General features: G+C 38.0%; 12 protein-coding genes. 3 read left to right on the top strand and 9 right to left on the bottom strand.

The genetic code is table 11. The features are described 5' to 3' along the window. Window positions 1–129 precede the first annotated feature (129 nt). A complete protein-coding gene (locus ACH3O9_RS15035; protein ID WP_416441873.1) occupies window positions 130–1,143 on the top strand; it encodes a zinc-binding alcohol dehydrogenase family protein in 1,014 nt (337 codons plus the stop codon). Window positions 1,144–1,176: 33 nt separating this feature from the next. On the opposite strand, the gene ACH3O9_RS15030 is transcribed toward ACH3O9_RS15035, so the two are convergent. The 5 genes from ACH3O9_RS15030 to ACH3O9_RS15010 all read right to left on the bottom strand — a co-directional run bounded on the left by ACH3O9_RS15030 (window position 1,177) and on the right by ACH3O9_RS15010 (window position 8,445). Continuing rightward, on the bottom strand, window positions 1,177–2,064 hold the full coding sequence (locus tag ACH3O9_RS15030; protein WP_416441871.1) for a cation diffusion facilitator family transporter: 888 nt from the start codon (window positions 2,062–2,064) through the stop codon (window positions 1,177–1,179). 12 nt (window positions 2,065–2,076) lie between these two features. Next, window positions 2,077–4,254 (bottom strand): TonB-dependent receptor, encoded by a 2,178-nt coding sequence (locus tag ACH3O9_RS15025; RefSeq protein ID WP_416441869.1) that lies wholly within the window; start codon window positions 4,252–4,254, stop codon window positions 2,077–2,079. A gap of 54 nt (window positions 4,255–4,308) precedes the next feature. Further along, complete coding sequence (locus ACH3O9_RS15020) at window positions 4,309–4,623, bottom strand: DUF6660 family protein (protein ID WP_416441867.1); 315 nt, start codon at window positions 4,621–4,623, stop codon at window positions 4,309–4,311. A gap of 94 nt (window positions 4,624–4,717) precedes the next feature. Next, window positions 4,718–5,125 carry a Fur family transcriptional regulator gene (locus ACH3O9_RS15015; RefSeq protein ID WP_416441865.1) on the bottom strand — a complete coding sequence of 136 codons (408 nt, stop codon included), beginning with the start codon at window positions 5,123–5,125 and terminating at the stop codon, window positions 4,718–4,720. Window positions 5,126–5,211: 86 nt separating this feature from the next. Continuing rightward, on the bottom strand, window positions 5,212–8,445 hold the full coding sequence (locus ACH3O9_RS15010; protein ID WP_416441863.1) for a WD40/YVTN/BNR-like repeat-containing protein: 3,234 nt from the start codon (window positions 8,443–8,445) through the stop codon (window positions 5,212–5,214). Window positions 8,446–8,750: 305 nt separating this feature from the next. On the opposite strand from ACH3O9_RS15010, the gene ACH3O9_RS15005 reads away from it, so the two are divergent. Beyond that, complete coding sequence (locus tag ACH3O9_RS15005) at window positions 8,751–11,279, top strand: AsmA-like C-terminal region-containing protein (protein ID WP_416441861.1); 2,529 nt, start codon at window positions 8,751–8,753, stop codon at window positions 11,277–11,279. Between the two features lie 35 nt (window positions 11,280–11,314). Here ACH3O9_RS15005 and arsB read toward each other — a convergent pair whose 3' ends face one another. From arsB to ACH3O9_RS14985, 4 genes are read right to left on the bottom strand one after another with little or no spacing between them, the layout of a single operon-like run. Then, the gene (gene arsB / locus ACH3O9_RS15000) at window positions 11,315–12,463 is read right to left on the bottom strand and encodes an ACR3 family arsenite efflux transporter (protein ID WP_416441859.1); all 1,149 of its coding nucleotides are present in this window, start codon (window positions 12,461–12,463) and stop codon (window positions 11,315–11,317) included. Between the two features lie 6 nt (window positions 12,464–12,469). Beyond that, entirely contained in the window at window positions 12,470–13,072 is a 603-nt protein-coding gene (locus ACH3O9_RS14995) for a protein-tyrosine-phosphatase (protein ID WP_416441857.1), read from the bottom strand. Between the two features lie 19 nt (window positions 13,073–13,091). Next, window positions 13,092–13,556 (bottom strand): DUF6428 family protein, encoded by a 465-nt coding sequence (locus ACH3O9_RS14990; RefSeq protein ID WP_416441855.1) that lies wholly within the window; start codon window positions 13,554–13,556, stop codon window positions 13,092–13,094. A 44-nt stretch (window positions 13,557–13,600) separates the two neighbouring features. Then, the gene (locus ACH3O9_RS14985; RefSeq protein WP_416441853.1) at window positions 13,601–13,933 is read right to left on the bottom strand and encodes an ArsR/SmtB family transcription factor; all 333 of its coding nucleotides are present in this window, start codon (window positions 13,931–13,933) and stop codon (window positions 13,601–13,603) included. A 208-nt stretch (window positions 13,934–14,141) separates the two neighbouring features. Here ACH3O9_RS14985 and ACH3O9_RS14980 point away from each other — a divergent pair, with 208 nt between their 5' ends. Continuing rightward, complete coding sequence (locus ACH3O9_RS14980; RefSeq protein WP_416441851.1) at window positions 14,142–15,332, top strand: pyridoxal phosphate-dependent aminotransferase; 1,191 nt, start codon at window positions 14,142–14,144, stop codon at window positions 15,330–15,332. Window position 15,333 lies beyond the last annotated feature (1 nt).

Raw genomic sequence — 15,333 nt, 5'->3', positions numbered from 1 at the left:
AAAGATATCAAAATTAAAGAATAAGCTGATAATAAAAATCGATAATGCCTTTTGTAATATTCGATTGCTTTTAGGAGGTAAAAAGTGCATTAGATTTTAGCTTTGCTGTATAATTAATACAATACTTATATGAAAGCTGTAGGAATCAAAAAATCATTACCCATAGATCAGGAAGAAAGTTTTATCGTTTTTGAAACTGAAAAACCAACTCCACAAAAACGCGATCTTTTAATAAAAATAAAAGCAGTGGCTGTGAACCCGGTTGATTATAAAGTCCGCCAGGGAAGTGCGAAAGATAAAGTTCTTGAAGAACCAAAAATCTTAGGTTGGGATGCCGTTGGAGTGGTTGAAGCTACTGGTCCTGATGTTGAACTCTTTAAAGAAGGTGACGAAGTTTATTATGCAGGCGATATAACCCGCCCGGGTTGCAATGCAGAATATCAACTCATAGATGAACGCCTTGTGGGGCACAAACCAAAGAATCTTTCTGACGCAGAAGCTGCTGCAATGCCATTGACCGCGCTTACGGCATGGGAATGTATTTTTGACCGACTTGACATAAAAAAAGACGGCGGTGAAGGAAAATCTATCCTTATAATAGGTGGTGCCGGCGGCGTGGGCTCGGTTGCGATACAATTGGCTAAAAAGCTTACCAAATTAGAAGTTGTGACAACAGCTTCGCGAAAGGAGACCGAAGAATGGTGTCTTGATAAAGGTGCAGATGCTGTTGTAAATCATAAGGATCTTATCAATTCGGTAAAAGAAAAAGGCTATAAAGAATTTGATTATATTCTAAATGTAGTTGATACTGAAGCGCATTGGGATGCCACCGCAGAACTTATAAAACCACAGGGTAAATTCTGTACGATCGTTGAAACAAAAGAACCTTTGAATATGAATAAGATCAAGAATAAAAGCGTTTCTTTTCACTGGGAATTGATGTTCACCCGTTCTATGTTTCAAACTGAAGACATGATCGCGCAGCATAAAATCTTGGAAGAGCTGGCTGAACTTCTTGATAACGGAACTATAAAAAGTACACTAAATAAAACTATAAACGGACTAACTCCGGACAGTTTTAAAGAAGCTCACAAACTACAAGAAAGTGGAAAAGCTATAGGTAAAACTGTAATAGTTTTCTAGTTGTTTAAATTAAAAATTACTGCAAAAACCGGACTATTTATCTAAGGCGCAAGTCTCGTTATCTAGTTCGGTTTCTACAGTATAATGCTCAAAATGATAATTTTGTAAAACACTCTTAATCTTATTTTTAACTGCGATCAGTTCGTCAAAATGTTGAATGTTTTCAAGTTTCACATGAGCTGTAAAAACATGATGCTCACCTTCCAAAGACCAGATATGCGTATGATGAATAGAATTGACATTTTCAATCTCAACAATTTTCGCTTCTATTTCACTGGCATTTAAATCATCAGGAATCCCCTGAAGAAAAATAAACAGCGTTTCTTTCAATCTTTTGAATACATTGTATAAAATGTACAGTGTTATTAGCAATGATAAAGCAGGATCCAGATAATGAATATCCCAAAACCTAATCACGATTGCAACGATCAAAACTGCAACCCAGCCCAAAACATCTTCTATTAGATGCCAGGAAACCACGCGTTCGTTTAATGATTTCCCGCCGCTAAGTTTCCAGGCAGCATAACCATTTACCGCAACGCCTATTATGGCGAAAATTATCATACCATTGGCATCAGAATGTTGAGGCTCCATCAATCGGCCTACGGCTTCAGTAATTACATAAATTGATCCTGCAATTAGTACTACACTGTTAATTAGTGCTCCTAATAGTGAAAAACGCCTGTAACCGAAGGAAAATTTACTATCTGCTCCTTTTTTTGACTTGTTATCTAAGTACCAGGAAGTACCTAACGAAAGGCTATCGCCCAGGTCATGAATAGCATCTGATAGGATCGCAATACTGTTTACGTAAAATCCGCCTATAATCTCAAGAATGGTAAATGCAAGATTGAGGAAGAAAGCAATCCTGAGATTTTTACCGGATTGATGTTCGTGGTGATGATGGTGATCGTGAGCCATAATAAAACAATTTTATTCTTCGTTACCAAAAAGTTTATAAATAATTCCTGCACTTACAATTATACCGTCTGTTGGTGCATAGATCTCAGGAAAAGTGGGGTTATCATGCGGAGGAGCAACTAAGGGTGAAAACCTGCTCTGCCTCCTGTCTGTAAAATTTTCAAAATTTGTATAGATGCTTCCCCAGTTAAAATTACGAACAGCCAGAAAGCCCATAGTTATATAATCAGTCGTTTCTGTACCATTAGACAATATCTGGCTACCGGTGTAGTAGGTTTCAAAACCCAGACGCCAGGTTTCGCTTTCATACATGACCACGCTACCTGCGTTATGCTTTGGTGTTAAAGGCTTCTCTGGATTGCCGGGCAGGTAATCAAGATGAGTGTCTATGAACGCATAATTTAAGAACCAGCGGAAATCTTTATACGAAAATTTAATATTTGTCTCTGCGCCCTTACTGCTTATGTTTCCGGTTGCATTTTCAAAGACGTAGCTGTCTGTACTGTTTTGTGCGAGTAGTAATCCGTTTTTAATAGCTGTGTAATAAAATAGTTGATTTGCCGAAACACGTATTTCGTCAGTTAAAAACGTGCTGTAATTAAAATCCAGATTAGCACCATAAGAACGTTCGGCTTCTAATTTATCTTTATCGATTGGCTGTACTCCCTCAAAATTTATAAATTCGGCTTCTTCAGTAAAAATATCGGGAATTTTATACCCTAAACCTCCTCCTATTCTGCTGGAAAAACCACCTCCTCCCTTATAGAGCAAAGAGATTCTGGGCAGGGCAAAAAAGCCCCAATCCCTGCTATAATCACCTCGAAAACCGGTCTCTGCAATCCATTTTTCGGAAATATCGTAAACATTATTGGCAAAAACCCCAGCGGTGATATCTTGTTGATCGCGCTGCAAACCGGGAGAATTTTCATCAAAATCAATGGTATAGAGATTAGAACCAAAAATCCAGTCTGCATTAGCAGTGCTCATTTTGTAACTGGCTTCAGTAAACGTGTTGATCTGGCTGCCTTGAAATTGCAGGTCGGGCACGGATAGATCCCGGTTGAAATACGATATACTGTTTTTAAAAGTAAGGTTATCACCACTATCAAATTGCTTTTCAAAGACCGCCTGACTACTTATCCGCTTAGAAATATTGGCCTCTGTATAGTTATGCCCGTCACCCGCTTCTCCCTGAATGATGGCCATATCGCCACCTATACGATCGTCGTAGGTTGCATTGATTCCCAGCCAGACCTGAGTTCCCGAATCTGGATAGTAGAAAAGTTTGGGATTTATGGAAACAGATTTTGTTTTGGGCAGATTACTAAAACCATCACCTTCAGGATCGTAAACTTTTTGATAGTGACCGGAAGCATACAAGGTCGTTCCCCATTTTCCTTTTCGCTGGCTAAAGAACACATTAGCCGTACTTCCCAGGGCGTGGGTCTGGGTAAACATAAGATCAAGTTCCGGTTCTTCTTTGGGAGTTTTAGAAACCAGATTGACCAACCCCGCAATAGCGCCGCCACCATATAATGTAGACGAACTCCCTTTGATAATTTCAAATTGTTTTAAGTCTAATGGCGGAATCTGCATGATACTCAGGCCGCTGGAGAAGCCTCCATATAAGGGAAAACCATCTTTTAACAACTGGGTGTACCTGCCGTCAAGACCTTGAATACGTATGTTCATGTTGCCGCTGCTCAGTGAGGTTTGCTGCATTTGAATGCCTGTACTTTCTCGCAATACCATAGAAATATTGGTTGCATTCATCATTGATTTTTCGGCTAATTCTTCTCCGCCTATAAATTCGATACGCGTGGGGATTCTCTGTATGGTGCGTGTACTGCGACTGGACTGTAACACAACTTCTTCCAAGGCATTGTCATTCTCCTCAAGGTACACCGTGAACTCAGTATCTGCTGGTAAGGTAACCGTTTGATTATAGACCTGAAAACCGATGTACGAAACGCTTAGCTGATAACTGCCTTCTTTTATATTTTCTAAAATTGCTTTTCCGTCTACATTTGTTACTGTTCCTTTATTTAGTTGAGGAAGGTAAACCGTAGCACCTACTAATGGTATGCTGTCTTTCTGCGTGTAAACCTGTACATTAATGGTATTTGCTTGTTGGGCATATGCGGTAAACCCAATGATACATAAGAGCAAAATGCTCAATTGTTTTTTCATGATTGTAAATTGAATATTAACTACTACTTTTTTGGCTGTTAAGCCTGTAAAATGCTAGCTAATATTCTGAGGAGGTTGCCAAATTTTATATGGAAAATCCAGTGTATCTTTTAAGACATATTCCATGCTTTTTTCAGAACTTATAATAGATATTACCGAAGAAGATACAACAACAGAAGGTTGTAGCACCAGCTGAACCCCACAGCACGAGCAACTGCAAATTGCCGGGCATTCATCTTGTACATCCTGTGCATGATTTTTTTCAACATGGGCTGTTTCACCTTCTTTATCTATATAAAATGCGTCTGCACATGGCGAGAAGGAAAGTGCAAAAATTAAGAGTGATATACTTACAGCTAGTGCTTTCATACGCCACAAAGGTATATCAAAGGTTATGCAAACGGGTTGCAAAGTGAATCTCTTCAATTACTAACAGCTTATGTATTTGTATTGAATTTCCTGATCAATTACAATGAGAACAGATACCTTTTAAAACAAGATTTGCCTGTTGTAGTTTAAAATTTTTGGGGAGATCTATGACCGGAAGATTACGTGACGTAAGACAATACGTCTCACCACAGGAAGTGCAATGAAAGTGATAATGTTGATCTTTAGGTGAGCAGGTACAACCTTCCATACACAAGGCATATTTTGTCATTCCGCTGCCATCATCTATGCTGTGTACGAGCCCGTTGCCTTCAAAAGTTTTTAGTGTACGGTACAAAGTACTCTTATCTGCGGTCTCTAGTTGATCTTCGAGTTCACGCAAAGGGATCGCTTTATCATGCTGCATGAAGTAATTGAGCACAAGCAATCGCATAGCCGTGGGTCTAATATTGCGATTGTCTAATTTTTCCTCAAGAACTGTCATATTCAAATTTAATCAAAATGAATATTTTATAAACAAAAAGCACCTGCTCTTTTAAAGAACAGGTGCTGATTTTATTATATCCTAAATTAGTCTTCTATCAACCCCTCTCCTTCTATCCAGGGCGCACCTGCATTCTTAAGACCTGTTGCAATAGCCGTAAGTTCATTTTGCGTTACTTGTTTTAGATCTGATTTTATAGATGCTAATTGGTCTTCTGCTGTATTAAATGTGGCAATATGATTAGCAGTTGGGCCATAAGTTGTGTTTAAAGCCATCATACCAATACGTGTCCCGATACCGGGTGTAGGATCACCATGCTCGCCCACACTTTCGCGAGCATCATCACCATTCAACCTCTTTTTAATATCAAGCAATTTATCTTGAGTATCATAAATTTTCTTGCTTAGAGCGAGATTAGGTTTTGCAGCACGATCTAACGCGACTTCCATAGCTTTGATTCGCTTTAAACTCATTTCCAAAACCGTATTTGTAGCTTTAATATCCTGTTGGAAATCCTGAACTTCTGCTCTAAAAGCCATTATTTCTTCCGGAGAAGCGCCTTGTAAGGCTCCCGGTTTTAATGAAGAAACCGTAAATGATTTTGACCCACCCAATTGTGAAGTTACCCCATCTACCCGTTTAAAAAGCGTAACTGTATAATCGCCGGGAGTGGCCATAACACTATATCTAAAGTAACCGCCTTGTCTTCCTTCAGTATTATCAAGGTCAATACCGCTACGATCTGCATAATTAAAAGGCCATGATACTCTGTTAAAACCTTTTTTATTGGTTCCTTTTACGGTGTTTACTACTTCGTCATTGCTGTCTTTTACCACTAATAAAAGTTCAGGTTCAGGTTGGCGATCTTCGGCTTCGATTTCTTCCCATCCGGGGAAGGGAGTATTTTCCGATTTCTTTTCAGCGGCTTTTCTTTCGCCTTTTAGCGTTTTCAAATTATCGGCTAAAAAGTAGGTAAAAACGGCTCCATAAGGGTCATTTTCGCCTTCATATTGCATATCCCCCTGACCTCCCACATCACTGCGTTGCGAGAAAAGCATAGCATCATGCACAGTAAATAATGTTGCTTCTTTATCTAAAACAGAAGAATCAAAATTTCGCAAAGGCGAAATATCATCAAGTATGTAAATTCCCCTGCCAAAGGAACCGCCAACAAGATCATCTTCATTTTCCTGAATGGTAATATCCCTAAATGGGATTGTGGGTACACCTCCTTCTAATTTGATCCAGCTTGTGCCGCCGTTATTAGTGAAATATATTCCGAATTCCGTTCCTAAAAATATCAGGTTCTTATCTTCATGATCCTGTACCAGACGCCAGACTATTGTACGATCTGGAAGATCTCCACGTATTGACGTCCAGGATTTTCCTTTATCTGTACTCTTGATCAAATAGGGAGTATAATCTCCTGTTTTATGGTTGTCGAGGGCGGCGTAAACTGTGCCGGCATCAAAAAGATCTGCTCTAATGTCGTTTACAAATGCATTGGCAGGTATTCCTTTTATGGAAGCCGTAGTAGTTTTAGCCCAGCTTTCTCCTCCATTTTCAGTTACTTGAATAATGCCGTCATCTGTGCCGGCATAAATAAGACCTTCTTGTTTGGGTGATTCTGCAAGTGATGTTATCGTATTATAATCTGACATGGCTTTTAAATCCCATGCATTATCCCAGCTCTGTTTTTTACCCATTATAGGCATGTCAAGGCGTACCTGATCTTCGGTTAAAGCATCTGAAATGGGTGTCCACTCATCACCTCTGTTATCAGAACGCCACACGCGTTGTGACCCGAAATATATTCTGGTGGGATTATGCGGACTTACAAGTATGGGTGCATCCCAATTAAAACGCTCGTAAGGCTCACCCTCCCTTGGTTGGGGTTGAATATAAACGGTCTCGCCTGTACTTTGATCTACGCGCCATAAAAAACCTTCCTGAAACTCACCGTAAACAATATCAGGATTGCCGGGTTCTGTGGCAGCATCATAACCGTCTGCTCCCAGCGTTTTCCACCAATCTGCATTGGTTATACCGCCTGAAAAAGTGGTGCCCGAAGGTCCGCCGTTAGATCCATTATCCTGCGTTCCGCCATAAATATTATAGAAAGGTTCAGCATCATCTACTGCAATCTTATAATACTGCTGGATGGGAAGGTTAGGAAAAAACTGCCAGGTCTCGGTAAGATCATAAGTGACATATAATCCGCCGTCTGTACCAAAAAGCACAAAATCAGGATCTGATTCTTTAAATGCTACCGCATGGCTGTCACCGTGCTTGTTGCGCTCATTCATGCGCACAAAAGTTTTACCATGATCATCTGAAATTGACGAACTGTTATTTGTAAAATATATCCTGCCTTCCTGATGTGGTGAGGCAAAAATCTCCTGATAATATAAAGGCCCTGTGCCGCGACCAATCTCATCAGACTGGCGCGTCCATGTAGCGCCCCCATTTGAAGACATATAAAAACCACCTTCTGTGCGATCTGTTTCTATGGCCGCATATACAATTTCAGAATCAAAGGGTGATATTGCAAGACCTATTTTACCCAGTTTTGATGGCGGCAAGCCGTCTTTAAGTTGCGTCCAGGTTTTCCCTCCATCTGTACTTTTATGAATACCAGATTTTGGTCCGCCGCCCATATACGCCGCTACTGTACGATGTCTTTGCCAGGTTGCAGCATAAAGAACATCAGGATTCTCCTGATCGATAATTAAATCTGTAACGCCTGTCCATTCTTCATCACCCAAAGTCTTATTCCATGTTGTGCCACCATCTGTAGATTTATAAAGTCCGCGGTCACCGCCACTGCTCCATAGTGGACCCTGTGAAGCAACCCAAACGATATTGGGATCTTCAGGATGAACTATGATTTTAGACAAATGTTCAGAATCTTTAAGACCCATATTCTTCCAGGTCTTCCCATCATCTGTACTCTTATAGATACCATCACCAAAACCGATGTGACGGCCACCGTTATTTTCTCCTGTTCCTACCCAAATTGTATGTGAATTGTTAGGATCTATGGTCAAACACCCAATGGAGTAACTTACCTGCTCATCAAAAACAGGCTTCCAGGTAGTACCTGAGTTTTCTGTACGCCATACACCGCCGGAAGCTACGGCAATGAACCACGTATTTTCATCATTAGGGTCAATTGCAATATCTGAGATTCTACCACCTGTAAAAGCAGGACCAATATTTCTAAGGTTTAATCCCTTAAAGGTTTCATTTGTAAGTTTCTGAGCTTGAATAGGAATTAACATTCCCAGGCATAAAAGCCCCAGAAGTAGTGTTTTAGTCATTTCTTAAAATTTGAAGATTAGTTAGCAGAAAATTAAGAAAGATTAACTATTTCTTATTCATTTTAGAGTATTGAGGGAAACTTTTAATCAATTAATAGAATTAACTGGTTATTATGTAATATCTATAAATAATGATAGTCATTTATGTGAACAATGAAAACCAAAATGTATTTCAAGTTAATATTATCCCTGGAAAACTGTTTTACGATATATTTACTGCATCGCTCAATCTTCCTTCTCACAAATAAAATTGTCTGAAACTGCTTCGTAACATATTAAAAGTATTAGGGTTTCTCCTATTTCTAATGGCCCTCGCCTATTGGGGAATAAACTATTATTTAAACAATCATAAAGATCAGGTCATTAGCGAGATTGAAGAATGGTATGCTAACAATTACTACGGCACGCTCTCCTTTGAAGATGTGTCTGTAAGTTCGTTTGAGAATTTTCCTTCTATGTCTATGACGGTAAAAAATATCTTACTTGTAGACTCGCTTTATTCTATTCATCAATATAAAACACTTGCTGCAGAAGAGGTTCAGCTTGTTATTTCCTTTCAAAAGCTAATTAAGAAAAAGATACAGTTTAAATCAATAATCATAGAAAACGGTGAATTTAACCTAATTACTGATTCTACCGGGTACAGCAATGGGCATGTATTTGTTTCTAAGAACCGAAAGAATAAAAAAAGTAATTCTAAAGAAAATTGGTTTTCGCATGACAATGCAAAAATTCAGATTAAAAATTTTGAAGCCAACGTATTCGATTTTGAAAAAAATAAACGAATTACATCTCAAATAGATTACGTTTCTACCACTGTAAAACCATACAACGATGGGATAAAAGGCTCTGCAGACGTTGATATTCTCATGCATGAAATGGGTTTAAACCTGGATAAGGGAACATTTTTTAATGAAGCTCGCGTAAGTGCTTCTTTTGAATACAATTTTGATAAAACAACAGAGAAATTAGTAATACCACAGTTTGATCTAAAAGTAAAAAATCAGGATTTTAAGGCTAAAATCGGCATAAATACCACCAATATCGGCACATTTTCATTCTCCCTAGAAAATAAGAAAACGAATTATGAAGAGATAAAAAGTCTGGTCTCTCAAAACATTGAAAAACAACTTGATAAATACGTTATAGAGAAGCCTTTTTATACCTTCACCACTTTAGAGGGCAGCTTTGCATATAGAAGTAACCCTTTGGTGAAAATCAAATTTAGCGGGCGCAATAATCAGGCAGTTGTTTATGATACAATCAATATTACAAACCTGAGTTTTAATGGAAATTTCATAAACCGAATTTCGCCTACCGCCACAGAAAATCAGAATAAAAAAAACTTAACGCTCTATTTTGATTCAATTACCGGCGCTTATAAAGACATTGATTTTCGCTTCAGCGAAACTGAATTCAGCAATGTCGTAAACACTGCTTCTGTAGATTTAAAATTAGATGCAAATGGTAAATCTGAAAGCCTGAACACTTTACTTAAGAATGAAGATTTCTTCTTTTCTAAAGGTACTTTCAGCCTAAATTCTACCTACAGTGGCGAAATTACATCACTTGACAATTTACTTATTGGGACTAATAGTTCGCTACAGCTTTTTAATAATTCGGTTTATTACAAACCCACAACGATAAGTGTAAAAATTGACACGCTCGATGTTCATTTATTTAATAAAAATGCGGTTTTAGAAACTTTGAAAATTCCGCTGGATACAGGAGAAAAGTTAGTGTTTTCAGGCAAACTGAACAATTTTACTTCTCTGCTTTACAACCGGTCAGATCCTGTTTCTTCTCAATTGAATATCTTTTCAAAAGATATGATCTGGCTTGATTTCATAAAAATATTTGAAACTCTTGACAGCGATAAACCAAAAAAAGACAAGTCTGAAGTAAATCCTAATCTCCTTCTTAGAAAGAGTTTACAAGGTATTTATGCCAAATTTAATCCCAGCGTAAACCTAAAATTACAATCGTTTAACTATGATAATTTTTTAGTGAAATCGATTAGTACAAAAGCTCACTATATTGATGAAAATACCATTTATCTGGAAGACACCGGTTTTATATATGAGAACGGAAAAGTCAATCTAAATGCGATTTTTGACATTAGCCAGGCAGGCGAAACGGGATTTGATATCGATTTTCAAACAGAGCAATTAGATTTGGGTAAAATTTTGAGAGCGTTTGATTATTTCAATTTATCATCATTTAAAAAAGCTGATGAAATTCAGGGCGAAATAACCATAGATTCTAATCTTGAAGGTATTATAGATGACGTAACAGGTCTTAAAACCAAAACCTTAAAAGGTGAAATTAGTTTTGATCTTAAAAGTGCTCAATTAAAAGGCTTTGCACCCATTCAGAAAATAGGAAATATAGCTTTTAGAAAAGAACGTTTTGAAGATATTCGTTTTGCACCTATTAAGAATACACTATTTATTGATGATGATGTCATAGAAATACCACAAATGGAAATTCAATCTACTGCCTTTAATCTCTTTATAGAAGGTCATTTAGATTACGGCAACAAAACCAACATCTGGGTTTCTGTGCCTCTGCGCAATATTAAAAAGCGCGATCTTAACGCAATTCCTGATAAGCTGGGTTATATAGAATCTGGTAAAAAGGTGTTTATAGAAGTAATAGATAACGGTGAAGGTACATTAGATTATAAATTACATCTCACAAACAAAAAGCTGTATGAAGCCAAAGATATTCTTGACGAATATCATGATGACAAGAAAAAGGAACGCCAGTTAAGAAGGGCTTACAAGAAAAAACTACGCATTAAAAATCGGGAAGAAAGGCGAAATAATGGCTGAAATCAGGTCAAAATCAGCCATTACTTTGCGTATTTCTAAATGTGTGCTGTATTCACTTTGTAATATTTTTTCTTTAGCCAAAAAGCAACACGTACCAGTATAATTAGAGCGGGAACTTCTACTAAAGGCCCCACAACCCCTGCAAACGCCTGACCAGAATTAAGACCAAATACTGAAATGGCAACGGCAATCGCAAGCTCAAAATTATTACCGGCGGCCGTAAACGAGATCGCCGCGTTCTTGTCATAATCTGCGCCCATTGCTTTACTAAAAAAGAAGCCGATTATAAACATGATCGCAAAGTAGATCAATAGCGGGCCAGCGATCACAAGTACATCTGTTGGTATTTTAACGATGAGTTCACCTTTTAATGAGAACATCACTACAATTGTAAATAACAATGCAATAAGCGTCACGGGTGAAATTGTGGGTATAAATGTTTCAGTGTACCACTCCTCTCCTTTGAGTTTTACTAAAACCAATCTGCTTAACAAGCCGGCAGCAAAGGGAATACCCAGATATATCGCTACACTTTCTGCAATTGTACCAATAGAAATATCTACAATAGCTCCTTCAAAACCAAAATATGGCGGTAAAACCGTAATAAATAACCAGGCATAAAAACTGTATCCAAACACCTGAAAAATGCTGTTTAAAGCAACTAAACCTGCACCGTACTCGCTGCTTCCTTCTGCGAGGTCATTCCATACCAGAACCATTGCAATGCAACGCGCCAGACCTATTAAAATAAGACCAACCATATATTCAGGATAATCCTGAAGAAATAGAAGTGCAAGCACAAACATAAGAACGGGACCAATGATCCAGTTTAAAATTAACGAGATCGACAAGATCTTTACGTTCTTAAAAACCTTAGGCAAAAGACTATAATTCACTTTCGCTAAAGGCGGATACATCATTAAAATCAATCCAATTGCTATAGGCCAGTTAGTCGAGCCGCTGGAATAGGTATTGATCTGCGCAGGAATGGCCGGGAAAAAATATCCCGCTCCCACACCAATTAACATGGCAAGAAATATCCAGAGCGTTAAAAACCTATCTAAAAATCCAAGTTTTTTGCCCTGTGGCGTCGATTTAGCCTCAGCATTCTTGCCTTGATTTATATTAATTTCTGATTCAGATCTTGAGTTTTTATGCGAAGTTTCCTGATTTTTGTTTGCCATTTTTTACTATTTAATAGCTGAGAATATGTATTTCATTTCTGTTGCGATCTGCTTGCTACGCTCTTCATATTTTTCGGTTTCCTGAGAAGTACCATCAAATTCTTTAGGATCTTCATACATTATAGGAATACGCTTCTCTGCTCCCGGTATAAACGGGCAAGTTTCATCTGCATGTGAACAGGTCATAACAGCAGCAAAACCAGATTCAGGATTTGCAGCATCATCATATTTCTTAGAAAAGGTAGTTATAGCGGGTTTATCATCTGCAAAATACACAGCTACTTTTGGGTTGTTTTCTCCCGATTTTTCAATCAAAAAACCGGTTTTTTCAATAGTTTTTATACCATTAGGATGAAAAGCGGTCACTTCTACTCCACCAGAATATGTTTTGATATCAATACCAAAATAATCTGCTACTGCTTGTGCCCAAACTTGCGCTAACTGGCTTCTGCGTGAGTTGTGCGTACAGATAAAATTCACAGCAGGAATTACCTCTTGAGAACGCTTGTTCTTTATGAAATCTATTAAAGGTTGTAGAGTTTCCTTTCGCTCTTGCGAAACAGAACTAAGGTCGAGACCTTCTATGTAGGTTTTAATTTTTGAATACATGCTTTTTAGATTGATGAATTTAGCAGCAACCAGAACCGGGTGCGCAGGATTGGTTTTGAATATCTGATAATTTAACTTTTGGTTTTTGAGGAGTGATACCGCACTTATCTTTAGCCAGACAATCGGTTTTAGTATTTGTTAGCAGAAAATTCTCTCCATCAAAATCAAGATCATATTTATTGATCGTATCACCCTGATACTCCACCTCAATTTCCAGATCAGGAATTTCTAAAATTCGCTCAGAAAGCTCGATAATTTCGCTGAGTTTTTCAGGATGCAGTCTGTGATCATAATCATCTGCTTCCCATAATTGAAGACTGGCACGCTCTTCCCGTCGTACCGTACCGCCACAATCAATAAAATTCTTAATACTGTGACCTATTTCTGTAACGTGAAAGTGAGATGGCACGAGCGTACCATTAGGAAGCACAAAAGCTATTTGCTCTTTTTGGTCTAAGTGATCTTTTAATTGAGATAATTTCATATTTATTATTTAATTGCAATATTGCGATTGATATAGATAATTTTTTAGCAACATTTTGATTGCGTTGCTGGTACTTTACTTAAAAACTCAGCAAAAAGTTGCTGCATAGATGCCCAGATTTCAGTGTCAATGCAATAACACACACTTGTACCTTCTACATTACCTTTTATTAAACCCAGGTTTTTAAGCTCTTTCAAATGTTGGGAAATAGTAGGCTGAGCCAGACCAATCTCTTCTACAAGGTCACCGCATATACAAGTTTCAGCTTTAAAAAGATGCTGTAGAATTGCAACACGTGCCGGGTGCCCAAAAGCTTTCGCGAAAAGCGCTATTTTATTTTGCTGGTCTGTAAAAATTTCGGTTTTAGTAACACCCATATTAAATACTTTATTGCAATATTACGATTAAATATTAAAATCTCACATACTTTAAGAAATTTTATAAAGTTTCGCATTTTCAAATTGGCAATTTATGGGGTTTATTTTTAATGAAAATTTATTTATGTAATTGATTTTTAGATAATTCACATTGCATCAGCTACTTATTTAATTTAACTTCAATTAAAATTCTACCAACATAAAAAATATGAAACCACAATCCTTAAATCGACGTCAGTGGCTGAAAACCGGAGCTTTAGCTTTAGGAGCTGTTGCTGTTACGCCGCAGTCTCTCTGGTCAAAAACAGTTGAAGAAGCTCAAAACAATAACCGCAGGTTTTTATACACGCATAGCTCTTTTAATGAGTTTACACCGCCTAAATTTCCTGATCTAAATACAGTGAGAGCTCGTCTGGTTTGGAATGAGAATCCGCACGGTCCTTCTAAAAAAGCTGCTGCTGCATTTCAGGAAGCCGTTTTTGATGGTAATCATTATTCCTGGGGTTCCCTGGAAGAACTTGTAGAAAAGATTGCGGCTTATGAAGGCGTTGAGACCAATCAAATAATGATGGGTCCCGGTTCATCAGATCTTCTTGAGAAAACGGCTATGGTCTTGTTTCAGGAGGGGGGTAATGTTATAAGTGCAGATCCCAGTTATATGTCACTTGTATCTGTTGCAAAAGCTGCCGGTGGTAAATGGAAATCTGTAAAGCTTACACCAGATTATCAACATGATCTTGAAGCTATGGAAGCTGCAATAGATGATGATACTAAACTTGTTTACATTACAAATCCTAATAATCCTACCGCTACAATTACAGACACTAAAAAGCTCTATGATTTTTGCGATCGCGTTTCAGACCGTGTGCCTGTATTTATTGATGAGGCATATATAGAACTTTCTGATGGCGGCATGGCAAATAGTATGGCCCCGCTTGTAGCTAAAGGAAAAGATGTCTACGTATCACGCACCTTCTCTAAGATTCATGGTATGGCCGGCTTGCGCATAGGATATATGCTGGGCAATGTTGACAGTCTTGAAACTATTAATAAAGTTACCCGTGGAGGTATGGGAATTTCAGGACCTTCTATCGCTGCAGCAAAAACCAGTATGGATGATGCTGAATATCTTACAAGCTGCAAGGCAAAAATTAAAGAAGCTCGTGACTATACAACAGATTATCTGGCAAAAAGAGGTATAGAATTTATGCCTTCTGAAACCAACTTTGTGATTTTCCCCATAGATATGGAAGGCGATGCTTTTCTGGAACAAATCTACGAGCGCAAAATTGTGGTTAGAGCCTTTAAATTTTGGGATCAGAACTGGTGCCGCGTAAGCATGGGAACAATGGACGAAATGAAAATTTTTACTGATGCCATTGATGAAATTATAGTTTGAT

The sequence above is a fragment of the Leeuwenhoekiella sp. A16 genome (genome assembly GCF_047946675.1).
Lineage (GTDB): Bacteria > Bacteroidota > Bacteroidia > Flavobacteriales > Flavobacteriaceae > Leeuwenhoekiella.
This window is presented reverse-complemented; position numbering and strand designations above follow the sequence as displayed.